Consider the following 25,776-nt stretch of genomic DNA (forward strand, 5'->3'; position numbering starts at 1 on the left):
TTCCTCCTTTATGCAAGGCTCCAGCCGGAAGCCTTTTTACGGATATTTACAAAATCCTGATAAATCCCGGCTTTTGCCATAAGCTCGTCATGGGTTCCCTGTTCGCTGATCCGTCCATCAGAGATCACCAAAATCTGATCTGCCTGACGGATGGTATTCAGGCGGTGTGCAATCACAAGTAATGTTTTACCCTTTACCAGCTCATTGATTGCCTCCTGGATATAGCTTTCATTATCGGTATCAACACTTGCAGTCGCTTCATCCAGAATGACAATCGGTGCGTCCTTCAAAATGCATCGGGCGATAGAGATTCTTTGCTTTTCGCCGCCGGACAGAGTAGCGCCGCCTTCACCGATGACTGTCTGGAATCCATCTGGCAACGCCATGATAAAATCATAGCAGCGGGCTTTTTTTGCAGCCTCATAGACTTCTTCCTCGGTAGCGTCCGGTTTACCCATGCTGATATTGTTGTAAATGGTATCCTGGAACAAGTACACCCTTTGGAAAACCATGCTGATCTGTTCCATCAGTTCGGCGAGAGGTATATCCCGAATATCTGTACCGCGGATTGTCACTTTGCCGGATTTCACATCCCACAGCCGCGCCAGAAGGTTCGCAATCGTGGATTTGCCACCGCCAGACGGTCCCACAAGTGCGGTCATGGTATTCTTCTGCATAGAGAAGCTGATGTTGTGCAGGACTTCCTTGTCCTGATAGGCGAAGCCCACATCGCTAAATTGTACTTCTGGCTGATCCGGCTGTGCCTGTGACAGAATATGTTGATTTCCGTTATCGGGAAGTTCAGGCTCGTCCAAAACAGCTTCAATGCGGTCTAATGCGGCATTCATCACGGTCAGTCGGGTTGCTTCTCCATAAAGAGCTTTCAGAGGTCCAAAGAGATCAAAGACAAACAGCAGCACGCCCAAAAGATAAGCCAGGGAGAGTACGCCTTCCTGATGTAAAAAAACGGATAAACCGAAGATAGCGGCAATACCCACGCCATAGAGAATATTTAAGCCAGTGGTCCACGGTGTCATTTTCTGCTCAAACTTCGTATTGACATCCCTTGATTTTTTGAAGTTTTCCGTTAATTCGTCAGATTTTTCTCCGAGCAGATTGTAACTTTTGATAACCCCAATTCCTTCAGCAAAAGACAAGACCGCATCCGTCAAATTCTCGCTTTGGTTTTGACGCCCGACAGCCTCCTTGAAGGAAACCTTATTCATATATTTTGCAACCAGTGATGCCAGCAAGGTAATGATTACCGCAATCAGCCCAAGTCTCCAATCCAGTACGAACATAAAAACAGCTAAAACCAAAGTAGACAGCATATAGCTCATCATGTTGCCAATGGTACTCATAGAAACTTCCTCAATGAATACCATATCCGTACTGAGAACAGAGCTGATTTTGCCAATATTCCCCGATGTAAAGTAACCCATCGGCATTTTTCTTAAATGATTTCCCAACTCCATCCGTTTATCAGCAAAGATCATAAATCCAGCGACACTTTGCAGACGGTCGCTCAAATAGTGAACCACTGTCTGAACCACTACAACAGCTAATAATCCAAGTCCGACAAACAGACAGGTCTTTCCAGTCAGCGTATTATCAGCAAACCCGGCCAAGACAATAAACGCCATGAAGATCGGCATTTTGGAGAGAATGGACTCGACAAATGCACATAGAAATGCAGCTTGAATACGGCTTTTATACCTCCCTGAGAGGTTCAGGATTCTTGAAATCAATGCAAACATTTATCTTCCCTCCTTTGCAGTAGATACTTTCCACTCGGCGCTGTCCTGAGCCGCTTTCCACAACTTTTGGTATTCTGGGCAAGCTTGAATCAGCTCCTGATGTTTTCCGGTTGCCACCATCTTTCCGTGATCCATAACGCATATTTGATCTGCGTTCATTATAGCGGGAAGTTTGTGAGCAATAACTACCAAGGTTTTTCCCTTCACCAGCTCCGCAATAGCAGCCTCCATTTTTTCCTCATTTTCTGGATCAGCATAGGCCGTGGCCTCGTCAAGCACTACAATCGGGGCATCCTTCAATATTGCCCGCGCCAGGGAAATTCGCTGGCGCTGCCCCCCGGAAAGCATTTTCCCCGCATCGCCCGCCATGGAGTGAATACCTTGCGGCAGCTTTTCCAGAAACTCCATACACTGGGCTTTCTTCGCCGCCTGCATTACTTCCTCATCGGTAGCATCCAAACGTCCAAGACGGATATTTTCCAGCAGGGAGGTGTTAAACAGGTACTGATCCTGAGCCACATAGGAAATGCGGCTGTTCAATGCCTCCAGGCTCATATCACAAAGTTTCTGCCCGCCAATGGAAATGCTCCCTTTCTGCGGGTCATAGTAGTGGAGCAACAGTTTTGCAAGGGTGCTCTTGCCAGAACCGGATTCACCAACTAGGGCAGTTTTTCGTCCTGCTTGTGCCACAAAGGTAATATCGTGGAGGACTTCGTTTTCTGCTATTATCGGTTTCCCATCTGGGCCAGGCTGTGTCGTCTGATACGCAAAGGAAACATGATCGTAAGAAATGTTAAAATCCTGTCCGTGGAAATCATCCTCAGCAGCTTGCAGCGGTGCCGTATTTAACATCTGTTCAAGTGCCGTGATCTTATAATTCAGATTCGGAATCGTCTCCATAAAGCCCAGTGCTTTCAGGAGAGGAATCCCAATGCTGAGGGAAAGGCAGAGGACTAAAATCAAATCAGGTAAAGTGCTTATGCCACAGAGAACAAACCATGCCCCAAGAGGCAAAGTCAGAATAACAGTGCAGGGCAGCAGACTTCCGTATATCGCCATCCAGGGCCAGGCGGCCTTATACCATGCCAAGGTATAATCCCGATAGTCCGTTACATCCTTGCGGAAGTTCTCGTAAGATTCACTCTCCCGGTTGAAAACCTTGACAACCTCCATACCATTGATGTACTCAATGATCGTGTTGTTCATTTTCTGTGCAGACTGATAGTAGGGACCCATGCGCTTCATTCCAACAGAGTACATAATGACCATGGAAAGCAGGCTGATCGGGATAGAGGCCAAAGACATAAGAGCCAGTTTCCAGTCCGCACAAAACATAGCAACATAAATCACCAGCGGGATCAGTAAATTTGCGATACCCTCCGGGACTGAATGAGCAAGGAGCAATTCCAAGCTGTCCACATCATCGACAAACAGCTTTTTGATTGTCCCTGTCCCTTTTTCCTCCACAATGCCAAGGGGAAGTTTCTCAAACTTCTCTTGCAGAGATACCCGCAGACGGAACAATGTGTTATATGCTGCTTTATGAGAAATTGATAATCCCCATCCATAAAAAAACGCCTGCAAAACAAGACAGATCAAAACCCCTATAACACGCAATAAAACAAATTCTGTTTCAACAGAATCGCCCATAACCAATGGCGAAATGACCTGATAGGCCAGCACAAAAGGCAGGACGCCCATAAGAACGCTGACCAGTACGACAACCGTGGCCACATACATATTTTTCTTATATGGCCCTGCGTACTCAAAGATTTTTTTGAACATAAGCCCTCCTTATATTGAGCCGTACTGTCTGTGCTTCAAAAACAAGAGGCCGCCAAAGTAAAGCGGCCTCTTATCATTATCTTTCTGTCCAGTCAAGGCGGCCCTGACATTCATAATTTCTAAAATTCACTGGCGGATTCGGAAAAAATCCAAAACCTTTTTACTGCCGGATTCGTCCAATGGATAGCTTTCTTTTATTTGCCCTTTTTCCATATGGACTACATACGAACATCCCGCCATCACCAACTCCGGATCATGCGTAATAACAAGAAGCGTTTTGCCCTGATCTGCGAGTGACTTCAAACTCCGCGCAACTTCCCGCATATGTTTGAGATCAAGCCCGCTGGTTGGTTCGTCAAACACAATGATCTCCCGGTTACTCACAATGGCAGACGCGATCGCTACCCGCTGTTTTTGCCCGCCGGAAAGAGAAAGCGGGTGCCTGTCTTTATATTCCAGCAGATCAAACTGTTTAAGGATTTTATCCACAACAGTTTCATCCTCGTTGTCAATGCTCAGAAGCACTTCATCCGTCACGCTTTCGGTAAATAGCTGATGGCTGGTATCCTGCATTACCATGTAGCAATGTTTGAGCCGGGCTTTCCAATCAAGGGTTTTCCCGTCAACCTGCAAAAGGCCACACTTCTTTTCCAGTCCGCAAATACAGCGGGCCAGAGTAGATTTTCCAGCGCCATTCAGACCGATAATGGCAATCGTTTCTCCAACAGGCAGTTCTGCACTCGGAATATGGAGGCTTTCCGGTTCCCGCTTTTTATACGCAAAGCAGAAATTTTGAAATTCCATCTGTTTAGCTGTATGCGCCTGATACTGATTCGCAGGCTTCAACTTCGAGAGAGAAAACGGCCGCAGTCCCATTTCTTTTCGAGTGCCATCCGATAAGCTGTCAAATTCAGCAGGTGTGTATTCCCGTTCAATCTCCCCATCTTTTACATACAGCACACGATCTGCAAGATCGTGAAGGTAGTAAAGGCGGTGTTCTGCGATCAGAATTGTTTTGCCCTGCTTTTTCCAGAGGCTCAGGACCTGCCGCAGGTCATCAATAGCAGCCATATCCAAATTAGAAGATGGTTCGTCCAGGACCATAATTCCCGGCAGCAATACACTTGATGAAGCACAGGCTATTTTTTGCTTTTCGCCCCCGGACAGAGCAAACACGCTTCGCCCCATCAAATCTTCAATATGATAATCGGAAACTGTCCGGTCAATCCTTTTCAGGATATCCTCCTGAGGATAGCCTAAATTTTCACAGGCAAAGGCTAATTCACTATCCGTATCCACGTTGAAAAACTGACTTTTGGGATTCTGGAATACAGATCCCACCATAGCAGCCAAGTCATAAAGCGGCGTATCTGATACGCTTTTTCCGTCCAGAAGGACATCGCCCTCTAAATTGCCCTCGTAATAATGAGGCACCAGCCCGTTTACCAAACGGGTAATCGTTGTTTTCCCACAGCCGGATTCTCCCGTGAGTAAAACAAATTCCCCTGTGTTTATGGTGAGATTGACATTTCTAATCCCTCCGCCGCTGGATTCTTCACCATAAGAAAAAGAAACATTTTGAAAATCTATCATGGCAAAATCCCTCCTGCGGAAATTATCGGGGAAGCAATCGCCCAAAACACTACAAAGCAACAAAACAAGATCAGCACCACATCGGCAAAATTGAATTTAAGCTGGCAAATGTTTGTGCGTTTGACAGGAGCGCCGAGGCCACGGGTAATTGCCGCAGCGGAAAGTTCCTCACCGATTTTCACGGAGCAGGTAATCATCGGGATCAGCTTATACTCCAATATTTTTGAAGATTTTTTCCCTCCAAGTTTAATCCCACGCATTTTCATAGCGTCACTGATTGCTTCTGACTCCTGAAAGACAGTTGGAAAGAAGCGGAACATGACCGTTAAGGGGATCGTCACTTCTTTAGGCATATGGATTCTTTCCATGCCGGAAATCAATTCACTGACCGTTGTTGTTTTCACTGCATAGGCAGCAATCGCAACACTGGGAAGGATTCGGCAGAAGAATCCGGTTGTAAACAGAACGAGGAAATTCAATATCCCCGTAAGGTGCGGCAAAACATAAATTTGAACAGCATAAAAAGCAGAAAACACAGCAATATAGCCCACAGCTTTTACACATTGCTTCGAGGTAAGCAGCAATATAGCCGGAACCGTACAAAGAGCAAGGCGGATCAGCCCCATAGCTTCTCCGCCTGTTCCGCCCATGACAAAAATGCTTATGATGAAGATGAGCAACAGTTTTGTACGCGGATCGAGCCGTAACCCTTGTTCTGTTTTTTTGCTGAGCAGAATTTCCCGCGCCATTATGCAATACCGGCACGCTGGAAGTGCTTTTTGCAAATGGCTTTCCCAATCATACCTCCGACAAGGCCAAACACAAAGCAGGCAACCAGCAGAATAGGCGCAATCCACATAGGCATATATGTATTAAGGGTAGCTGCATATTCAGCGCCGTATCCTTCAGTCAACATTACCATATAGCTTTCACGGTTCAGGAAAATGGGAGCAAAGTTGCCAAACACCCAGATGCTGAACACACCGCAGGAAAGAACTGTACTCTTTGCACTTTTGTAGTCCGCCTTTTTCAGGATCACGTCGGCCAACAGGCCGCCAACGAGACCAGTTACCATGGTAAGATAGCCGTTGCCGAAGAACACCATGATTAGGCCAATCAGGAAACCCATGATTGCAGTCATCCCGAATTTTTTAGCCTTTGTAACATACAGCATATAGGGGATGCCGCCAATCAAAGGGCACAGCACCGCCATCAGCGGAATAAAAATGGGGATGAAGCCAAGCATCGCCACCAGCATAACAATCACGACATAGATGACGGTGTAGATGCCGATAGTAATTAAATCTTTTCCCTCAAGCCGGGAACTTTTTTTCTGGGAACTCATACCAGTATCCTCCTTATCTCTGAGAAAATGAAAATGTGGTGTGGTTAGCTTCTTCTAACCACACCACATATAATAACAATTTGCACCCACGATTCCAACCCAAAACCAATTTTATTCTACCCAAAATCAGTATTTTTGCGTTTATCCAATCGTAGCTTCTGCTTTATAGTTTTTCGGATTCACTCCGTATTTCCTTTTGAACGCCGCTGCGAAATTGCTCGCTTTTGAATATCCCACCAGTATAGCCACCTGGCTGACATTCAAATTACTTTCTAACAGCAGGCTTGCCGCCTTTTCTAACCGCTGGTCGATGACATACGCATGAACCGATGTTCCAAACAGGGAGGAAAAGCCCTTCGTCAATTTTGAAGTGCTGATATTGACCTGACGCGCCAATTCCTCGCAGCTCGGAGCCAGGGCAAGCTGGCTGTCAATAATTCGCTTTGCCTCTATGATGGAATCCCGGTCACTTCTGGAAATTGCAACGTAGGTTGACGCGAGAATACTCAGTTCCAGGACCTCGCTCAAATATACCGATAGCAGCTCAAAGACCTTGCTTTCCAGAAACAGGTATCCCAACCCGCCGCGATATTGCGTGAAGTCTTGCAGCTCCGCAAAAATGTGTTCCATATAGGGCGTGATATTCACCTTTGATATGCCGTCCAATAATTTTTTCTGATAGACCTCGATCTCACCAGCCTCAAAGTAGTCATTCAGAATCTTATAGAAATAGGATAGAGGTATTTTCACATTTTTGAAAAGGAAATCGCTCTTTTTAGAATAGCACAGATATTCCATTTTCCCGTGGCCGCGATAAATACAGGATTCACCCTTTTGTATGCTGGCACTTTGCCGGTTGTCTGCGATATTCCAGGAAACGCCGTCATTGAAGCAGAACAGCATTTGTATGTATTCTTCACTGCTCACTCCCTGCACGTTCATATCCGAAAAGTAATTCATTCTCCAGTCTGAAACAACTGCTCCCTGTTTCGTGACGATCTGCGAAATCTGACCGGTTCCCATGTCTGCCGGAATATCTATGGTGATCGTCTGCGGTGAATTAGAGAGCAGATCACGATAAAGATTATTCATGTATTGATTTGTCATGTATGAGCGCCCTCCTTATGGTTAGTCAAAGCTAATCATAGTTTACAACACCAACCTGGAAAAGTCAATTTGTATTCCTTGTGTATACCGCAGAATCCATTTCACATCAAAACATCGTAGATACCACTTCAATGCTATTTCAAAAACGTAGTGGCAATTAATTTACGAATTATGCCAACTCATCGTACATTTTTATCCTTTTGCATTATTATTTCTTTGTTCTTATTATCATTTGCAGCATTATCTCTCAAATAATTTTCAAATGCATCTGCATTATACTGATATTCCTGTGGTTCAGCGACCATCGGTGAATATACAACCTCTGCTTCCACTCGCTCAGCTTCTGCCCTCTCCGGCTCTGTCTGTTCCACGCTCTTCACATTACCCTTATGCTTTTCCTTATCTATCTGCACATTCATTGCCAGATTATCCAGCTTATCAATAGATGCATCCAGATGCAACTCCATTAATACAAGCATCTTTTTCACTGCTTTCATAGGTGCAAGCACTGCTTTGTTTATTGGATTATTCTGTTTTTTCTTCGAATAATCCACTTCCGGCTTATCTGCAAAAGTACGGAATGCATTGACTGTTGTCTGTCCTGCTTCACGAAGTTCTTTTCCAAGCAATGCAGTTTTGGCTATATCCTTATTCGAAGTCTTGATTGCTCCTCTTACATTCTCCCGGATATTAAGAAGTTTATTCTTTATTCCTAAGAACTCTGATACTCTGTATAATACTTCTCTACCTTTTACCTTAGCTTCATCAACAATGCTTTTTGCAGTAGATTTCACCTGCTCTTTCACCTGAAACACCTGTGATTTAATCTGCTCACATCTTGTGTTAAGTCGCTCCTGTGCCTCTGATAATGCCTTTTGGGCATTATTGATAAGCGTATCTTCCTGCATTTCCTTAATCTGGTTCTGCATATTGGTAAGTTCTTCCGTCATGGAATCAATCTTTTTCTCCAGTCCATCCACATAGCTGCATATCTCAAATACATCATTTGCCTGCTCTTTCATGGCATTTTTCTTTAACAATTCGAGAAGTTCTCTTATGACCTCCTCATTGGTAAGTGTTTTTCCTGCTTCCATATCCATTCTGTTTCCTCCATTCATAAACGGGGCAGCCTTGGCCGCCCCTGTACCTTGATTACTAATTATCGAAAGGGTGTAGCCTCTTTGTCCTTCTCTTTATCGGGATTGCCATGATGTTTCTCTGCACTCTCTCTTGCCTTTTCGTTGCTCTTATCCTTTGCTTTCTCATATTCCGAGATAATCTCATTATAGAGTTTTTCCCTGAAATCCTTTGTGACCGGATAGCAGACATCCTGATAGATTGGCTTGCCCTGCTCGTCCACCTGCTTTGTCTTATAAGAAGGCATTGATACAAAGATTTTCTCTTTTCCCTGCACGATATTGATATTATTTACGATGAAACTGTTTTCAAAATAAATACGTGCAAGTCCCTTGATGTTACTGCCTTCCCTCTCATAAGGTGTCACAGTTACGGAAAACTCAGGCATTTCCTGTGTTCTGTCCTGCTTCTGTGTCTCCTCTTTCTCCGGTTCCTTGATTCTTGCATAGGCATCAAGGATATTGGTATAGAGTTCCTCTCGAAACTCTGCTGTGATAGGATTGCACACATCCTTATAGATGACGCCATTGCTTTCATCACGCTCATTGGAGCGGTATCTAGGCATTGATACGAAAAGCTCACCCTTGTCCTTATTCTCAAGGATTGCAATATTGGTAATCTTAAATGAATCCCCAAATACCACTGTGGCAAATCCCTTGATATTACTGCCCTCTTTGCTTCTTACTTCGTTTACTTTAATTGAATACTTCATACGCTATTCCTCGCTTTCATTATCTGTATTATTAGTTTCCGGTATGACAAGCTCACACCAAAGCTGTTCTATCTGTCCACCTGACATCCTGCCATTTAACCAGTTGCCAAGAGTAACAACAAATCCATCCTGCTCATAATAGAGCCATTCCTGACTTTCGATGTTTCCTTCATACACAACTGTCACATCAAAGTCCGGCATAAAAAGTCTTTCCCCTTCATCCCATACACAGGCTATTCCCTGCCTAAGCGTAAGGTTAAGACTCTCTATATACACAGCCCATCCGCTTATGACAAGCTGCATATCTTCATCTATCTCTGCAATGTCATCTGCTATATCAATAAGCTCCTCTGACTCTGATACAGCTTCTTCCACATCACACAGTCTGTATCTTTTATTCATCCACAACTGCCTCCTTATATCTGCATCTGACCACAAAACGCATAGTACCCTTCTGCGAACAGGTAAAAAGAGTTAATTCTTTTTTTTCTCCCTGAGTCTTGATGCTGTTGTCATAAGGATTTACCACCTCTGTACCTGTTACTTCATAGATATGAGTCTGTCCGTTTTTGTCGATAATTGTCACATCATCTCCTATGGAAATCTGATTTAGTGGTGTGAAAAATGTGCCATATCTGCTGCCATTATGACCGCACAGCACACAGTTACCACTTTCTCCGATTCCTGCTGTCTCAGGTATGTGACCAATCCCGACATTAAGGACATCCACACTCGTTCCTTCCATTACCGGATATCTGATATCTATGCTCGGTATCTCAATGATGCCGATAACACCGCCTTCTTTAAGAATGGCTTCATCCTCTTTACTAATGGAGGTTTGCTCTTCCTCCACATCTGTTTCTTCATCGTAATCATCCTCCAATGTCTGCTCAAATTCACTTATGAGCTGTTCTGTCTGTTTTTCTCCGGTTGTCCGCCAGAAAAAAGGGACTGCCATAATGGCAATCCCTGCTGTAATCAGTAGTCCTGCGACCACTTTTCTTATGCTCATATTATTCACTCTCCTATCGTGTTCTGCCCTCTCTGTCGGCTGGATAAGCACCTTTATCCTCTGCTACAATTGCTGCAGCTTCCATTCTGTCATCAGCTTCTCTTTCTTCCTCTGGTCCGCTCAGGTCTGCATCCACAGCCTTTGCGTTCTCAAGGTCAAGCTGGGCATTCAGTTCACATTGTCTTGCCAGCTTTTCTTCCAGTTCCTTGCTGTATGCAAATGGCTTGTCATACTCTGCCTTTGATGCTTCAAGATCATTCTGGTACTGCTCAATCTTCTTTTCCAAGAAATCAATGTTCTCATGGAGTCCATTGAACAGGTTTTCCAGCTTTACCATGCTGCCGACAGGACTTGTGGAAAGCTCTGCCTTGTACTCAGTCTTTCCACGAAGCACCATATAATTGATGTCAAGGAAGTTCTTTTCCACAAGCAGCTCAAATCCATGGAATTTACCGATTGCAGTTGTCTCTCCGGTCTTACACTTGCTGATTGCTTCAAGCATCATCGTTCCGCCATCCACTCGCTCTGTGTAAGTTGCTTTGCCTATGGTGATGGCAAATTCCGGATTATCAATCAGTTCTTTATCCCTTGCCTTTACATCCTCTCTTACATTGGCAAGCTTTTCGGTTGCTGTCTTAATGAGCTTCGGGTACTTAATCATAAAGTTATCCTGCAAGCCATATCTCTGATTGTCATAAGATGCCTTCAATAGCTTTAATCTCTGGACATCATTGTCAATCTCCATCTTTTCCTTGATTAAAGGATTGCCTGTGGCAACCGCTTTAATCTCTGCATAGGAAAGTGTTGCCTCATCGATATCCTCACAGCTTCGGCTTACAGCCTTGCTTGTCATGACCTGACTGATGAATCGCTGCTTATTTTCAACAAGCGACCAGTTGTATGCATCAAAAGTTCCTTTGGTGACATATCTATAGATTGCCACCTCTTCATTTTCGTTGCCCTGCCTGATGCCTCGTCCTTCCCTCTGTTCAATGGAGCTTGGCTTCCAAGGACAGTCCACATGATGCATTGCAACCAGATGTGTCTGAACATTAACGCCAGTACCACATTTATCTGTAGAACCTATAAGCACTTTTTTCTTACCTGTTCTCATTTCCTTAAATAGTGCATCCCGCTGTGCGTCGGTCTTTGCATCATGGATAAATGCTATCTCCTCTGCCGGAATACCATACTGTATCAGTGTTTCCTTCAGATAATCGTAGATGGTAAAATCCTTATCCGGTCCCGGTGTGCCGATATCCGAAAAAAAAAGCTGGCAGCCTATATGACCGTTGGCATTTCCTTTCTCATATTCTTTCCATACATTCTCCGCTACCTTATTGAGCTTTCCATCTGGATTATTTGGTGCGTCCTTATCAATCAGCCTTGCATCTGTTCCGAGTAATCTTGCCTCATGAGTAATCTTTAGGAAGTTGTCCACACTTGGATCAACTCCACCACCTCTGATACGCTCTGCCCTCACAACAAAGTCTTCCATAACCTGCTTTACATACCAGTCAGGCTCTGACTCCACTATGATAGGCTTGCCGCCACGAATAGCCGGCACATCAAGGTCAAGCATGTCTGCGGTCTGCACATCTGCTACTTCACGAAAGATATTCATAAGCTCCGGCAGATTCGTAAACTTATTGAATCTGCTCTTAAAACGGAATCCACTTCCCTCTACAGTAAGCTCCAGTGCTGTTGTCACTTCACCAAAGTTCGCTGCCCATGAATCAAAGTGATAAATTCCCATCTCTTCAAGTGCTGCCTTCTGCAAGTAAAGCTGCATGACATACATCTCACACATGGTATTGGATATCGGTGTACCTGTCGCAAACACAATGCCTCTGCCATCATTTATCTCAGACAAATACTGGCACTTAAGCTGCATATCCGTTGACTTCTTTGCTCCACTGCTGCTGATACCTGATACATTATTCATCTTGGAAAAAATCGCAAGGTTCTTAAAATTATGTGCCTCGTCTACCATAATAGAGTCAACACCCAGCTCCTCAAAGGTTATAAGGTCATCCTTTCTGCTCTCATCAGATAGAGATTTCAGCTGTTCCTCCAGCTTTTTCTTCTGACTTTCCATCTGCTTTACAGTCCATCTCTCTCCGTTACGTTCCTTCATCTCATCAATCGCATAGCTGATTTCATCAATCTGCTCGTTAAGCATTCTTTCCTTTCTCTCTGCTGAGATTGGAATTTTCTCAAACTGCGAGTGCGACATGATGATACAGTCATAGTCACCTGTTGCAATCCTTGATACGAACTGCTTTCTGCGGCTTTTTTCAAAATCACGCTCTGTGGCAACTAAGATATTTGCTGACGGATAAAGCCTTAAAAACTCTGATGCAGTCTGCCCGATAAGTGGCTTTGGAACAACCATGATTGTCTTATTGGCAAGTCCGAGTCTCTTCTGCTCCATGCAGGCAGCCATCATCTCAAAGGACTTTCCGGCACCGACACAGTGTGCAAGCAGTGTATTTCCTCCAAGAAGGATTCTAGCCACCGCATTCTTCTGATGAGGCTTTAGCTCAATTGCTGGATTCATTCCCGGAAACTGCAGATGGCTTCCGTCATACTCACGCAGGCGGATGTTATTGAATGTCTCGTTGTAATATTCCACATACTTCTGTCTTCGCTCCGGCTCTGCAAACAGCCATTCCTTGAACTTCTCCTTGATCATGTTCTGTTTTTCCCTTGCAAGCATTGTCTCATTCTTATTGACTTCGTAATGATATTTGCCATCACCATCATCAATCCTGTCCCTTACTGTTACAGTTTTAAGATTCAGCGTATCCTCAATAATAGAATAAGCATCCATGCGGCTTGTACCATAGGTCTTAGTAGCTGCCACTGAATGCTTATCCATGCTCTTATTCTCGATGAACCATTCCATGCTCATCTTATTTAAGTGTACCTGAATGCCTGTATTGTAAAACTGGCTTCTGACTGCCCTTGCTCTTCTTGGTGTATTGAGAAGCTCATAGATAAACTGCTCATAATCAAGCGGCTCAATCCATGTCGTACCAATCTTTACATCAATATCTGAAGCTTCAATCCACTCCGGCTGCACCTTTTCCAGTGCTGCCACATTGCCTGCAAATCTTTCTGCCTGCGGATTGTCTGTATCAGCTGCCATAGCCTTTGCTACACGGAGCTTGTCTCTCACATTGCCGGAAAGATACTCGTCTGCTGTCTCCCAGCCGATATCAGGATTGTTCTCGTTGTAACGGTCGGGATTAAGGAAAATCAGTCCATCCAGTTCTTCCACAAGAACTGCCCTTCTAAGCTCTGCCAAAGCATCATCACTAAATGTTATCTCATCCACTGTCTGCCCGGACTTTTCTGCAAGCTCTTCCTTTGCATTAGTAATATCTGGCTCATAGATAGAGAGCATATAGGCAAGATTCACATATCCAAATTCATTGACGGATACATTTAATGCTTCAACAGCCGTCTCCACTCTGTCTATGACAGTCTTTGCCTTAATCGTCTGCTTATAAAACATATCCGCTTTTTTCACCTCCCCGTCTTCGTTTACTTCCTCAAGACTGCAAAGAAGCGGGTAATCGCTGTCATCTCTGAAAGCTATTCTGTTTGCTTTTGAGGTAATGGCTCCATACTGCTTTATAAAGGCATCGTATTTCACATTAAGAAGTCTCTGCTTATCAGAAAGCTCCTCCTCACTGCAGCCATCCATCTGGATATCAATCAGCTCTCTTGTTATCTGTCTGATTTCATCAAGGCTTCTGATTCGCTCCTCGGCAGTCTGTGATACCTCTTTTCTTACCATCTCAGAATTTTCCCTGTAATAGAGTTTTCCTTCAAAAAATGTGTAAGTGTAGTTTCTCACATCCGGATCAGCCGGGATAACTTCCTCCGTCTGCTCCGCCTCATCTGACACTCTCTCAAAATCTGTCATCTGTGCTTTGATATTTCTGATTGCCTTATTGAGAGCCTCGTACATATTGAAGTTCTCATCATTATTCACACAGACTGTATATCTGCTGTCCTGTCCGTAAATCCTTGTGTCATATTCCATAGATCCAAGCATCATCTCCGGATGCTCTGCAAAATAAGAGTTGACTGCAATGCCATTCTCAGTTACACCAAGGTGTACCCAGTCAGGTTCAATATCAATCTTTCTCTCCCTCTTCTGCAAAAACAGGATATCTGCTGTCACTTCGGTTCCTGCATTATCTTTAAATGCAGTATTCGGAAGTCTTACTGCTCCCACAAGCTCTGCTCTTTCAGCCAGATACTTTCGGATAGTAGGATTTGCCTTATCAAGTGTTCCCTTTGTGGTGATTACTGCAACCATGCCTCCCGGTCTTACCTGATCAAGTGCTTTTGCCAGAAAATAATCGTGGATACGGAAGTTATACTTGTTGTACTTTGGATCAAATACCTTATAATCACCAAATGGCACATTTCCGACAACCACATCAAAAAAGTTATCCGGATATGTGGTATTCTCAAATCCTGTGATACTGATATTGGCATTCTGATAAAGCTGCTTTGCAATTCTTCCTGAAATGCTGTCAAGCTCCACCCCATACAGCTTGCTTCTCTGCATTGGTGCCGGCATACTTCCAAAGAAGTTACCGATACCCATAGATGGCTCTAATACATTGCCGCCTCTGAAACCAAACTGGACAAGTGCCGAATTTATGCACATGGCAATCTCCGGTGAAGTATAAAAGGCGTTATTTACTGTTGCCCTTGCAGCACTGTATTCCTCATCAGATAAAAGGTCTTTCAGCTCTGCATATTCTTTGCTCCAGCCTGCGTTATTCTCATCAAATGCCTGTGACAGTCCGCCCCATCCGACAAACTTCGACAGAGTTTTCTGTTCCTCAGGTGTGGCAAGCCTGTTCTCTGATTCAATCTGCTTTAAAGTGCGGATTGCATCCATATTCCACTGGTATCTGGTCTTAGCACCGCCTTTTTCCATTTCCCAGAGGTTATAGTGGAAATTGTGTTTCGTCTGCCCGGCAACATTCTTCTCATTTTCAAGACTTTCTACTTGCTGTACTGGTTCCTGCTTTGGTGTAAAATCTACAGTTTCCTGTGATTCTGTATCAGCCTGAATATCATCCACAGATACTGATACTGCATCATCTGAAACCACATGTCCATTCTCATCAATCTTGGTTTCCCAGCCATTCGCTATTGCTCTTTCCCTGGTTTCAAGACGATTGGCTTTTACACTATCCTCGATATCAAAGAATCTCTTATAGACCGGATTCATCTTATCCCTGTCAGCCTTCTGCTTTGTCTCCTGATAATACTTCTTCTGGTCTTCTCCGCAGTAAAATGGCTGTTTTACCATATAGGATAAAATCTCATATAACTCACGCCAGTCGAGAGCACCTTCCTTTCGCACGCCATTCCTGTTCTTATAGCTGATCTTCACATATCCGCTTCTGATTGAGTACTCCACAAGACCATACTTATTGTTGGAATATGCCTTTCTTTCTGCATTATCTGTCCCTAATGCAATATCCCTGATAAGGTCAAGTTTATTGGGTATAAATGCAAAATCAGACTGCACCACATCCATAAGGAATGCCCTAAACGGAGTGTAGCAGCTGCAATCTGTTACAAGAATCTCCGCCGCATCACGCAGGTCTTCATCAAGCTCTGCAATACGCTTGGAATAATCAATCGGTGTAATATACTGAAGCTCTGATGGATCTTTTTCAGTTGTTTCAGCTTCTATCTCTGCACCATATTCTGCCTGTGTTACCATGCGGTCTTCATCGGCGGCTTCCTGTGGTGGCATGCCTTTAGCACTTACATAATCTCTGTTAGAAGCATAGCTCTCCGGCTCATCCGGTATTGCATAATCATCAATCTCTGATTCTGCCTCTTCCGCTTCCACTTCCTGATATTCGGCATCAATAACCTCATCGTCCTCACGGAGTCCGTCCATCGCAAGCTCATCAATACGAGGTGTCTCAGGCTGGTATTCCCCTGTAAGAATAAGGACACCAAGCTCTTTTTCGATATCTTTCCAAGAAACATATCCTTCAACCTCTCCATCCTCATCCCGCCACTGAAAACGCAGTCCATTCCCATGAAATGTGTCATATCCGTGCAGTCCCAGTCCGTCAATCGGCCAGCCTGCACCTCCCTGACCATACTCTGCTTTGATACGCTTTGCTCTGGTTCCTGCATCAATCTCTGTTTCAAAAATCTTGCATACCCTGCCCTTGCCACCGATAAAACCTGTACCTCTCATAAGCACCTGTTTGATATACTCACCTGGTACTGTTGCAGACTTTTTGGGATTCAGGTAATTGTATTTACCTGCTAATGCAGCTTTTCTGTCCTGCTCGAACTGACGCATAAACTGATTATTGTTTTCATCCTCAGTATGAATGGTGCCAATGCTTGCCTGCCCATTCTGGTCGAAAAAAAAGGAAGCCTGCGTATATTCGGCTTCCTTACTAACACCCAATGAATTGATTTCATCAAGTTCCCTATTCAGTTCTGTATCATCTGATTCTAGTGGAATCGCATCACTATCTGATTCAGTACCACTTCCTCTGCCTGCATCTTCGCCTGCTCTCTTATCTTCCACATCTCCATTGTCGATGACGGATTCTGTGGCTTGTGCTTCGCCAGATACTGCATCTCCAGCTGGTCGTACAGCTGGTTCGCTTCCTCCTCTACCGCTGACATCTTCTCGTACATCTTCCCGAATCTCATCAGCGTCTTGTATCTTGCCGGCTCGTTCTCCTTTAGATAGTTCATCGCCATCCTTCCGTATTTGCCCAGCTTCGTGAGATCCTCCGTCTCGTCCGGCATCTCTATCTGCGGATAAAGCAGTCCGTCCACTTCCTTGTAAGTCATTTCTTCTAACATATCCAATTCTCCTTTCGCTCTCGATTGCCTTTAAGTTACGACTAAATTCTCTAAGAACACTACAGGAGACATCGCATACAATGGAACCAAGACGGTAAATGATCTCTTCGTCTTTGATATTTACGATCTGACTAAAATCCTGTTCTTGCACAGATAAGTCAAATCCGCATCTCGTCCCTACAGCATACATGACACTTGTATATACAAGCTGCTCCATGTCCATTTCCTGCTGTAAGCCATTGCGTTTCTTACTTTCTTCCTTTATCACACTACCTGATAGCTGCATAAGCTCGGTCATTCGGTCTCCGAACTCTTCTTTTATTATAAGCCAAACATCTGTTCCTGTAAACTGTTTTAATATATTTTTTAGAGACTCCCTGTCGCTGTTATCGTACTGCTCAATCTGACCTTCTGACACAAGAAAATCCAGATAATCCTTAAGATTTTCTCCCTCAAGGTCCCATGTCAGTTTGACATTTTTCCCTCCGGTATCACTGATATCAAAGATATACCTCATGCGTGGATTCAGTGCCCTCGACGGGAAGATAGCGCAGCCTTTCGCACCACGCTTTACATATCTTCCCACCTTTTTCCAGGTATCATAATCTGCCATGAGTGTGCTTTTTTCCGGAGGTCTCTGAGCTGTTACCATAACGATATTGTCAAATTCATAGCGGTATAACTGACCTGCGACCTTTAACACATCCTTCCAGTTCTTTTCTGATCTTGTGATGTTACCAATCTCAGAATCGTATATCGCTTTGACCTTCATATCAACGCCCATACCTTTGTCCTCCTCTACTTAAACATCTCTGCAAACGATCCCTTAAATAGCTTTAACTCATCCTTATCCAGCTCGATTGCAAATTCATTGTCGATTGCCTGTTTTTCGCATTTTTCCTTTTTCTTTGCAATCTTACGCACCACACGAAGAAGCACATAGCACTCCTTTGACTTTGCAATGCTCTGTTTAAAAGTCAGCCCATCCTCATCGACTGACTTCTGTGTCTGATAGATAATCTCTTTTAACTTATCATTGATACCATCTACTTCCTCAAGGGAAATAATAACGGATGCCTTAGAAGCACCCGATCTGTCCCACTCCTTATGAAGTTCCTTTACTAAAAACTCCATGTTCTTAATTACTGTTGTTGAATCACTTTTCATCTTGCTTTTCCTCCGTTTTCTTTTAATGAAGAAGGGAGCTGACCTTCGCTGATAGGCGCAAAATCAACTCCCTTCATGTCCTCTGCTCCAAGGACTATCTGCTCTGCATAATACATATCCATTGCCTTATTGATGGCATCGTCAAGCGACTCTGCCTTTACTTTCTGTACTCGTGAAAGCACTTCTTTTATCTCAACATTAAATTCCTGTTCCATATGATATCGCCTCCTGTAAAAATCTCATCACCGGCTCTTTTCTTCCTTTACCTGTCTTTCCTTAAAGCCTTCATCGTACTTTCCATCTTCCAGCCTGTCGTAAAAACAGTCCTCTTCAATCGTTCCAAAATCCTCATACATCTGGTGAAGGAAGTCATTCTGCAGCTTCTTTGGTACATCATCATCCTTTGACATATCCTGATAAAAATAGAACTTCTGCTTTAGCTTTGCCCTGTAATCATAGATATCCTCTATCTTTTCCGGTGTGCCATACTCCCTCTTGTATGCCTTGAAATTTGTAGTTGAAAGTGTGGAACCTAGATAAATGCCATGCTCCCACGATACCCCGATTGTGGTATTGTCCTTTGTAGGCTTCTCATCCTTCGGATAACGCTTATACTCTGTCGCACCAAGGGCGATTGTAAGGGAACCTGACTTCATATCCATCACCACAAGATTCCTTGGTGATAATGCTTCAAGCACCATGTAATCATGGTCATTGAAGTTATGAAATGTCTGTCCCCTTTCAAATGAGCGGTTCTCCATTTCATAATGCAGGTTAAAATCATCCACCCAGCCCTTATCGGTCATTCCAATCTCCTTAAGCTTTGCAACACATTCAGAAGAACTGGCTTCTTTATCAAACCGAAATTCTTTGGAATCGTTATAAAATCCCTGAAGAAAATGTCCCAGCTGAATATCATCCAGACAGAATCTCGCAGATACAGTTACATTTGCTGCCCTGTAATACTCTGTGAAGTTATCTGCTTCACCAAGTGTCCTTCCAAGCTGCAACAAATTTTCTGCAAGCTCTGACATGTCATCAATTGCTATAAAACTCTTATAATCATCCAGAGTCATCAGCATATTTGTCTCTGTTCCCCTGTCGTTTTCTGTTACCAGTATCATATCTTTTAAATCCATTCTTACCTCCAGTCTCAGAGAGGGACTATGCCCTCTCTGCAAATTTCCTGTTATGGTCTTCCTATCACAACAATCTTTCCTATGCTTGCCACATCCCTGTAGACCACACCAAGACTTTCATTAAGTGCCTCTACCACCTTGCCATTTCCGACATATACTGCCACATGGCTGATGTTCTTATATCTTCCATTGCTTGTAAAACTGTAAAAGATAAGGTCTCCCGGCTGTAACTCATCAAAGGAGACAGTCTTTCCGGCTTCATCAAGTCCCTGTGCCTCCGCTGCCGCTGTGGTTGCACCGCCATAACTAATATCCACGCCTGCATCCTTCCATGAATAATAGGCTAAGGAACTGCAGTCATAATAGTTACCGCTGTCTCTTAAATCCTGACTATAAGGAAAACCAACTCTGTGTAGTGCATAGGAGCAGACTGTTTTCTGCCTGCTGTCTGTAATTTCGTTTAGGATGGCATTGATTTCATCCTCAGTCATGGAGCTTACTCCCGGACTTCCGCCTCCGCCGCCACTTCCGCTTCCGGCATATCCAAGCTGTCCCATAAACTCCGGACTCATGATCTGCTCAAGCATTTCCACCTGATCAGAATTAAATCCATAGACCGAAATCATATCTCTGTACGATTTCAGTGTGACATTCACATACAGAACCGACTTCGTGACAGTAGTTACATTACCGTCTGCATCTGTTTCTTCCACATCCTTTGTTCCTGTGCTTGTGGTGTATGAACACATATCATTTACAACTGCCTGCAGCCAGCCTTTTGAAGTATCATTCATGACTGTTGCAGTATCTCCGACACCATGCTTGACCATATAGACAGCCATGATGTCATAGTAATTGCTTGGGTTTTCTTCCATACCTTCATAGTCCACATATACAAGCTCTCCAAGATCATATCCGGTATGCTCATTAACCTTCGTGTTCACATCCCGGTTAAACTCCTGCACATAAGCACTCGTTACTGTCTGCACGGTATCTCCTGATTCAAGTGGTGGCAGAAATAAAGCAAATGGTGAATTGTAAAGGATTGCTATCACCGCTATAACCGGAACCGCAATCATGGCAACTACAAGAACAAGTAATAAAAGCACCAATCCACCAATCGGTGCCGCTGCCTTTACCCAGGTAATCGCTTTTCGCACAATCAGATCCTTTACCAGCTTTGCCACGCTGTCTGTCTGATTCTCCTGTGCTTTCATCTTATCCAGAAAGAATTTTATCTTCCTGCTCCGGTTGGTCATTTTTTCATCCTTGACCTCTATGGACACACCTGCAGCATATCCGGCTGCCATGCCGATTGCAGTACCAACTCCCGGTGCAACCGCTGTTCCTGCCGCTGTAGCAGCTGCCTTTGTCGCAGTTTTCGTTGCAACCTTGGCAGTTGTCTTGGCGGTTTCTTTTGCTGTCTCTTTAGCTACCGCCTTAGCAGTATCTTTGGCAGCTTTCTTTGCTGTCTTTTTTGCCAGCTTCTTTCCTGCCTCTACCTTCTTGATACGCTTCTTTGCCTCGGCTGCCGCCTTTTTCCTGAAAAGTGCAGCACCCTTAGAAGCAGTTCCGGTAACAGGTTGGCTTGCTTCATATGCAAGATATGCTGCCTGCGATACCTCATGCCCGCCTTCCACCTGCTCCGTTACTGCCCCGGCTGCAAGTACACCTGTTCTTCCTGCAATGTGAAGATTGGTGTTCTTAGTCTTGATGGAAGTGTTTGATTCTCTATAGTTTCGCTTAAATCTTGATAATCCCTTATTCTTCGACTCTGACTGATGAATGGTACTCTTGCGATAGGACTTCTTTCTATCCGTATCAGTTACCTTTGCACCAGCTGTCTTAGAACCTCTCTCTACTGTATAGATGTTACTCCCCTTAATCTTGGCTCCCTTCGGTTCGTGGGCATGAATCTTGGCTTTCTCCTTGGTGTGAATGACCATCGGCTTGTCATCCACCTTTCTAATTTTCAATTTTCTCACCTCCTACTTTGAAAAATAAAATAAGCCGCTAGGGAGCAAAAATTACTCCTTAACGGCTATGTAAAATCATTCAATATTCAATTATTAAAAGCAACATAAAACTGAAAGTTTCACTTTTATTATTGTTTTTTGTTTGAAACTATACTGCCGATTACCTGAACAATTAGAGCCATTCCTAAACCAACTACGCCGCCTGCTAAAATAATCATAATAATTTCATCATAATTAAATCGGTTTGCAGCAAAAGACCATATTCCTGCTATGGTTGCAAATATTAAAACAAACCCCCAGTACAACGTCTTAACAGTCTTTCTATTCGTTGTTGATACTGGTTCTATTCCTTTAAGAATATAATCCGTTGTGACTTCAAAAAGTTCGCTCATAGCGATTACTTTTTCTAATTCTGGTGTGCTTTGTTCACTTTCCCATTTTGATACAGCCTGTCTTGATACACCAACCTTATCAGCAAGTTCCTCCTGCGAATATCCTTTTTGTTTTCGTAAATATTGTATTCTGTCTGCTATATTCATTGTCAGTTCTCCTTTCCTTTTGACAAAATCATAGCATCTTTTATAGTTGCATTACCACCACCTATGCTTGGAAATGTGTCAACCAACGGTTTCAATCAAGTTTTTCAGTTCAAAAATGTATTAAGAAATTCGGGAAATTCAAAGCTTCACGTGTTCCAGACTCACCAGAAGTCTGGAATTTTTGTTATTCTACGATACCTTCAATATAGCTGTAATCAATATTTCCCTTTGTAACAGAATAGAAAAATGGATCTTTTCTAATTGTATCATCTGAATTGATAATAAAATTATTCCAATCGCCTGCCTCGTTGCCATCAGACAAATAAATAGTAACTTTAAAACTATATCCCATATAACCCAAAGATGGCTTTGACCGCTTTACTTCGACACCATTCAAATTTTCGACAATATGCTGAATCTGCTCTTTGTCGGTAATATGTGTTGCGTTTCCGCTATTGCCATTGAAAACAACTATTTCCATGACCTCATTAGGGTCTAAGTCCATCAAGTCGAGTGGAATATTAAACCATACAACAATGCCCATCAAAAGAATTATCACAACAGACAGCAATATGATGATTTTCTTTTTCATATCAGCTCAACTCCTTTGTCAACTTCAAAGCTTCGCGAGCTTTGTACTTTCTTTAATTTTCTCAGTATTACTGAAAGTTTCAAGTGGAAATTATCAAATCAATTTTTTCGCATTATCTGCATTCAATTCAACATATCCACATTTTGGACATACATAACATGAAACAGTACTATTCTTTTCATTCTCAAAGATACCGTTTTTCTTATTAGTTAAATAAACAACCGTACCTACTGCATCTCCTTTTAATTTTGCTTTAATCATTTCCTCTTTACATCTTAAACAATCCATCTTTATTCCTCCATAAACTTCAAATTTTCTTTTCCCTAATAATTACAAATATTCCTTGGAAATTGCTTCCACACCATACATTTCCATAAATGCATCCAGGTCCGCTGCATCCCCAATCAACATATTCTCGTCAAAGTGTACGATATGCATATCTTAAAATCCAGCCACATGTTCTCCGGTACAAATGATACATTTTAGAACTGCTTCCTTATTTATTTTTCATATCGAATCTTATATGCTTTTTTCTTTAAAATAGGGAATATCTAATTTATTATCATCAAGGTCGGACATTCATCCGACCTCTTGATTATACTATAGATTCTATAAAAATTCATCTGTTATCACTGCAGCATTGCTTCTTTTTTCTTCTGTTCCGCAATCTTCTCATGAATGTTGGTATTATACAGCCTGTACAAATCTGTATCCTTACTAATCTGATTATCAAACGGAATCACCACCGAGCCACACTTGATAAGTCCCATTCCCGATGCAGTATTGGTTACGAATCTTAGCTGTGCCTCTGATACCCCGATAACTTCCGCCATCTTGGAACTGTCTGTATTCGCCTGTTTTAAGAGTGCCACAAACTCAGAGTTTGCAAGCATTGTGGTTGCTGTATAGTTCTGCAACAGATCGACGACATTCTGCGTGATACCGGTACAAAGTCCTCCCTGCTTTCTTACTTTCTTCCAGAGCTGCTGCAGATATTTTGCAGAATACTCGGAATTAAGCAGGACGTGAAACTCATCAATATAGAGCCATGTTGCCTTGCCTCTCTTGCCATTCTCAACAATCCTGTTCTGAATAGACTCCATCATGACAAGCATTGTGATAGGACTAAGCTCCGTACCTAAGTCCCTGATGCCATATACTGTGAATCTGTTATCCACATCCACATTTGTCTGATGATTGAAGATATTTAGGGAACCATTTACGAAAAGCTCTAGTGACAGTGCAATGTCCTTTGCCTCGTCCTCCGGCTGTGCCATAAGGATATCGTAAAAATCACTCATCACCGGGATATACTTCTCTTTGCTCCTTGCAATGTCGATATACAGCTTTCTCACACAACGATCAATGATTGACTTCTGTCTTGAATTTAAGCTGTCCCCAATACACTGCTCACAAAGTCCAAGCATAAACTCGCCCTTTTCTCTAACCATTCCTTTGGAATCATTCGGATCAAGGCTCCATACATCCATCTCCAGCGGATTCACATAGTTATCCGTGTAAGTGGACATATTTACCACTGTTCCACCATAGGTCTCAGCAATATCAAAGTATTCGTTCATTGGATCTATGACGATTATCTCATCATCTCCCGACAAGAATACGCTGCCCATTTCCATCTTACAGAAGAAGGATTTACCGGAACCCGGCACTCCGAAAACGAAGCCATTTCCGTTTATCAGCTTCTTTCTGTTACCGATATTCACATTCTTGCTGATCTGGTTGATACCATAGTAATTGCCCGTGCTGTCATTAAGCTCCTGCACATTGAATGGCATAAGCACCGCAAGTGACTGGGTAAGAAGGGTACGCATTGTCTCCACCTGTCTTACACCAATCGGAAGCGCTGTGTTGAGTGCCTCCCTCTGCTTTAAGTAGTGTGTATCAATCGTGCAGCTGTTACGCTTTCCGATAGTCTCCACAGTCTCACATACACTCTCAAGCTCCTTCTTGCTTTCTGCCATAAGAATAATGGTAACTCCTACGAAAAAAAGACACTGGTCATTCTCACGGACATCATCCATGATTTCCTCAATCTCCTTTTTCTCCGTTCTCTTGGCATATGAAATTTCCGTAGAAAAGTCGTTATTCTTATTACGGACTCTCTGCTGCTTAATGATATCCGACTCAATGCCAAGGTATTTCTTCTGAAGCACCTTTGTAGTCAGATCCTTGGGAACAGGCACCACATCAATGCTCGTGATGGAATGAACCGGAAGTGAAGTAATCTCATTGATGAATCTGTCGGATAAACTGCTCGGATACTTTTTGATGAAAAGTGCCTTGCAGAATTTACTCTCATCCTCAAAATGGTCCGGGAAATATTTCACCATCCCATTGCACAGATCATTTCTAAAATCTGCCCCGACCTTCTTTGCCTTTTTGATATCAAAATCAAAGCTGCCCTCATCTCCAAGATGATAATAGTCATAGAGCACTTTCAGTCTCTCATTTCCATTAAGCGGTACAATCTCCGCACCAAGCTCAATGAAAGCCTTGTGTATCGTTGCCTCAAGGGTTGCAAACTGTGCCTTTGCCTCCTCAAAGTTCTTTCTCTCTATCGTGATCGTCAGGTATCTCTCCTGCTCAATCCCCTGTCTGCCCTCAATAATCTTCTCCTCAATGATGTCATTGTAGATACTTCTATAATTATTGAAGCCATCGTTTTTCTCAGCAATCAGAACCTTGTCACGGAGTTCATCCATGTTTTTGTTCTTATTGTTGATCGTAATCTTATAATTACAGTCCAGCGAATTTAAGAACTTACAGTATCTCTCGAAAATACCGATCTGCTCATCCTCGGTTGCTGTCGTGTAATTGATGTCCTGAAAGCGGTAGCATTTGGAATACTTATTTTTGCTTACTTCAAAAATGCCGTTTTCAGCCACCGCCATAATCTCTATGGTTTCCTGAATGGATTTAGGTGTCTTATACAAAGGCTCGCTCGCCTTCTTTAATAACTTAAATCCGTCTGTAAATAAACCCATGTCTCTAACCTCGCTTTCTTATAATGAA

General features: G+C 43.2%; 20 protein-coding genes. All 20 read right to left on the bottom strand.

The annotated features are described in order from the left end of the window. Positions 1-8: 8 nt before the first annotated feature. Entirely contained in the window at positions 9-1,757 is a 1,749-nt protein-coding gene (locus OCV96_RS09135) for an ABC transporter ATP-binding protein (RefSeq protein ID WP_262594341.1), read from the bottom strand. Beyond that, positions 1,758-3,542, bottom strand: coding sequence for an ABC transporter ATP-binding protein (locus OCV96_RS09140; protein ID WP_117908543.1), 1,785 nt, complete (start codon positions 3,540-3,542; stop codon positions 1,758-1,760). It abuts the gene before it with no gap. Positions 3,543-3,668: 126 nt separating this feature from the next. Then, positions 3,669-5,135: an ABC transporter ATP-binding protein gene (locus OCV96_RS09145; RefSeq protein ID WP_055270719.1), complete on the bottom strand. Its 1,467-nt coding sequence runs from the start codon at positions 5,133-5,135 to the stop codon at positions 3,669-3,671. Continuing rightward, the gene (locus tag OCV96_RS09150; protein WP_008395312.1) at positions 5,132-5,884 is read right to left on the bottom strand and encodes an energy-coupling factor transporter transmembrane component T; all 753 of its coding nucleotides are present in this window, start codon (positions 5,882-5,884) and stop codon (positions 5,132-5,134) included. Before OCV96_RS09150 ends, OCV96_RS09145 begins: the two co-directional genes overlap by 4 nt. Continuing rightward, the gene (locus OCV96_RS09155; RefSeq protein ID WP_015535748.1) at positions 5,884-6,480 is read right to left on the bottom strand and encodes an MptD family putative ECF transporter S component; all 597 of its coding nucleotides are present in this window, start codon (positions 6,478-6,480) and stop codon (positions 5,884-5,886) included. Before OCV96_RS09155 ends, OCV96_RS09150 begins: the two co-directional genes overlap by 1 nt. Before the next feature lie 141 nt (positions 6,481-6,621). Beyond that, complete coding sequence (locus OCV96_RS09160; RefSeq protein WP_019160804.1) at positions 6,622-7,587, bottom strand: helix-turn-helix domain-containing protein; 966 nt, start codon at positions 7,585-7,587, stop codon at positions 6,622-6,624. Positions 7,588-7,766: 179 nt separating this feature from the next. After that, complete coding sequence (locus OCV96_RS09165) at positions 7,767-8,687, bottom strand: DUF6674 family protein (protein ID WP_117908541.1); 921 nt, start codon at positions 8,685-8,687, stop codon at positions 7,767-7,769. A gap of 59 nt (positions 8,688-8,746) precedes the next feature. Continuing rightward, positions 8,747-9,436, bottom strand: a complete 690-nt coding sequence (locus OCV96_RS09170; protein ID WP_117908539.1) for a SpoVG family protein — start codon at positions 9,434-9,436, stop codon at positions 8,747-8,749. Positions 9,437-9,439: 3 nt separating this feature from the next. Then, positions 9,440-9,838, bottom strand: a complete 399-nt coding sequence (locus OCV96_RS09175; RefSeq protein WP_117908538.1) for a hypothetical protein — start codon at positions 9,836-9,838, stop codon at positions 9,440-9,442. Continuing rightward, on the bottom strand, positions 9,831-10,448 hold the full coding sequence (locus OCV96_RS09180) for a class D sortase (protein ID WP_118662817.1): 618 nt from the start codon (positions 10,446-10,448) through the stop codon (positions 9,831-9,833). Before OCV96_RS09180 ends, OCV96_RS09175 begins: the two co-directional genes overlap by 8 nt. 13 nt (positions 10,449-10,461) lie before the next feature. Beyond that, a complete protein-coding gene (locus OCV96_RS19425) occupies positions 10,462-16,812 on the bottom strand; it encodes a helicase-related protein (protein WP_317239293.1) in 6,351 nt (2,116 codons plus the stop codon). 158 nt (positions 16,813-16,970) lie between these two features. After that, on the bottom strand, positions 16,971-17,330 hold the full coding sequence (locus tag OCV96_RS09190; protein WP_106492170.1) for a TnpV protein: 360 nt from the start codon (positions 17,328-17,330) through the stop codon (positions 16,971-16,973). Between the two features lie 798 nt (positions 17,331-18,128). Then, positions 18,129-18,497, bottom strand: coding sequence for a hypothetical protein (locus OCV96_RS09195; protein ID WP_118726437.1), 369 nt, complete (start codon positions 18,495-18,497; stop codon positions 18,129-18,131). Further along, positions 18,494-18,712 (bottom strand): DpnD/PcfM family protein, encoded by a 219-nt coding sequence (locus OCV96_RS09200; RefSeq protein ID WP_118726438.1) that lies wholly within the window; start codon positions 18,710-18,712, stop codon positions 18,494-18,496. The genes OCV96_RS09195 and OCV96_RS09200 overlap by 4 nt, the downstream gene beginning before the upstream one ends. 27 nt (positions 18,713-18,739) lie before the next feature. Then, positions 18,740-19,636, bottom strand: coding sequence for a hypothetical protein (locus tag OCV96_RS09205; RefSeq protein WP_117568848.1), 897 nt, complete (start codon positions 19,634-19,636; stop codon positions 18,740-18,742). Positions 19,637-19,686: 50 nt separating this feature from the next. After that, a complete protein-coding gene (locus OCV96_RS09210; RefSeq protein ID WP_262594378.1) occupies positions 19,687-21,582 on the bottom strand; it encodes a C40 family peptidase in 1,896 nt (631 codons plus the stop codon). A 158-nt stretch (positions 21,583-21,740) separates the two neighbouring features. Then, positions 21,741-22,151: a helix-turn-helix domain-containing protein gene (locus tag OCV96_RS19505; protein ID WP_330672207.1), complete on the bottom strand. Its 411-nt coding sequence runs from the start codon at positions 22,149-22,151 to the stop codon at positions 21,741-21,743. Between the two features lie 184 nt (positions 22,152-22,335). Further along, entirely contained in the window at positions 22,336-22,743 is a 408-nt protein-coding gene (locus OCV96_RS09220; protein ID WP_055273063.1) for a hypothetical protein, read from the bottom strand. Positions 22,744-22,836: 93 nt separating this feature from the next. Then, positions 22,837-23,031, bottom strand: coding sequence for a hypothetical protein (locus tag OCV96_RS09225; RefSeq protein ID WP_117691176.1), 195 nt, complete (start codon positions 23,029-23,031; stop codon positions 22,837-22,839). Positions 23,032-23,372: 341 nt separating this feature from the next. After that, positions 23,373-25,748, bottom strand: coding sequence for a VirB4-like conjugal transfer ATPase, CD1110 family (locus tag OCV96_RS09230; RefSeq protein WP_262594343.1), 2,376 nt, complete (start codon positions 25,746-25,748; stop codon positions 23,373-23,375). Positions 25,749-25,776 lie beyond the last annotated feature (28 nt).

The organism is Waltera acetigignens (assembly GCF_025567015.1).
In the GTDB taxonomy this organism is placed as follows: Bacteria; Bacillota; Clostridia; order Lachnospirales; family Lachnospiraceae; genus Acetatifactor; species Acetatifactor acetigignens.

Bases quoted from the DNA above. Each gene is read 5' to 3' on its own strand.
- OCV96_RS09135 (WP_262594341.1), bottom strand. From the start codon at position 1,757: ATGTTTGCATTGATTTCAAGAATCCTGAACCTCTCAGGGAGGTATAAA.
- OCV96_RS09140 (WP_117908543.1), bottom strand. From the start codon at position 3,542: ATGTTCAAAAAAATCTTTGAGTACGCAGGGCCATATAAGAAAAATATG.
- OCV96_RS09145 (WP_055270719.1), bottom strand. From the start codon at position 5,135: ATGATAGATTTTCAAAATGTTTCTTTTTCTTATGGTGAAGAATCCAGC.
- OCV96_RS09150 (WP_008395312.1), bottom strand. From the start codon at position 5,884: ATGGCGCGGGAAATTCTGCTCAGCAAAAAAACAGAACAAGGGTTACGG.
- OCV96_RS09155 (WP_015535748.1), bottom strand. From the start codon at position 6,480: ATGAGTTCCCAGAAAAAAAGTTCCCGGCTTGAGGGAAAAGATTTAATT.
- OCV96_RS09160 (WP_019160804.1), bottom strand. From the start codon at position 7,587: ATGACAAATCAATACATGAATAATCTTTATCGTGATCTGCTCTCTAAT.
- OCV96_RS09165 (WP_117908541.1), bottom strand. From the start codon at position 8,687: ATGGATATGGAAGCAGGAAAAACACTTACCAATGAGGAGGTCATAAGA.
- OCV96_RS09170 (WP_117908539.1), bottom strand. From the start codon at position 9,436: ATGAAGTATTCAATTAAAGTAAACGAAGTAAGAAGCAAAGAGGGCAGT.
- OCV96_RS09175 (WP_117908538.1), bottom strand. From the start codon at position 9,838: ATGAATAAAAGATACAGACTGTGTGATGTGGAAGAAGCTGTATCAGAG.
- OCV96_RS09180 (WP_118662817.1), bottom strand. From the start codon at position 10,448: ATGAGCATAAGAAAAGTGGTCGCAGGACTACTGATTACAGCAGGGATT.
- OCV96_RS19425 (WP_317239293.1), bottom strand. From the start codon at position 16,812: ATGCGTCAGTTCGAGCAGGACAGAAAAGCTGCATTAGCAGGTAAATAC.
- OCV96_RS09190 (WP_106492170.1), bottom strand. From the start codon at position 17,330: ATGTTAGAAGAAATGACTTACAAGGAAGTGGACGGACTGCTTTATCCG.
- OCV96_RS09195 (WP_118726437.1), bottom strand. From the start codon at position 18,497: ATGAAAAGTGATTCAACAACAGTAATTAAGAACATGGAGTTTTTAGTA.
- OCV96_RS09200 (WP_118726438.1), bottom strand. From the start codon at position 18,712: ATGGAACAGGAATTTAATGTTGAGATAAAAGAAGTGCTTTCACGAGTA.
- OCV96_RS09205 (WP_117568848.1), bottom strand. From the start codon at position 19,636: ATGGATTTAAAAGATATGATACTGGTAACAGAAAACGACAGGGGAACA.
- OCV96_RS09210 (WP_262594378.1), bottom strand. From the start codon at position 21,582: ATGGTCATTCACACCAAGGAGAAAGCCAAGATTCATGCCCACGAACCG.
- OCV96_RS19505 (WP_330672207.1), bottom strand. From the start codon at position 22,151: ATGAATATAGCAGACAGAATACAATATTTACGAAAACAAAAAGGATAT.
- OCV96_RS09220 (WP_055273063.1), bottom strand. From the start codon at position 22,743: ATGAAAAAGAAAATCATCATATTGCTGTCTGTTGTGATAATTCTTTTG.
- OCV96_RS09225 (WP_117691176.1), bottom strand. From the start codon at position 23,031: ATGGATTGTTTAAGATGTAAAGAGGAAATGATTAAAGCAAAATTAAAA.
- OCV96_RS09230 (WP_262594343.1), bottom strand. From the start codon at position 25,748: ATGGGTTTATTTACAGACGGATTTAAGTTATTAAAGAAGGCGAGCGAG.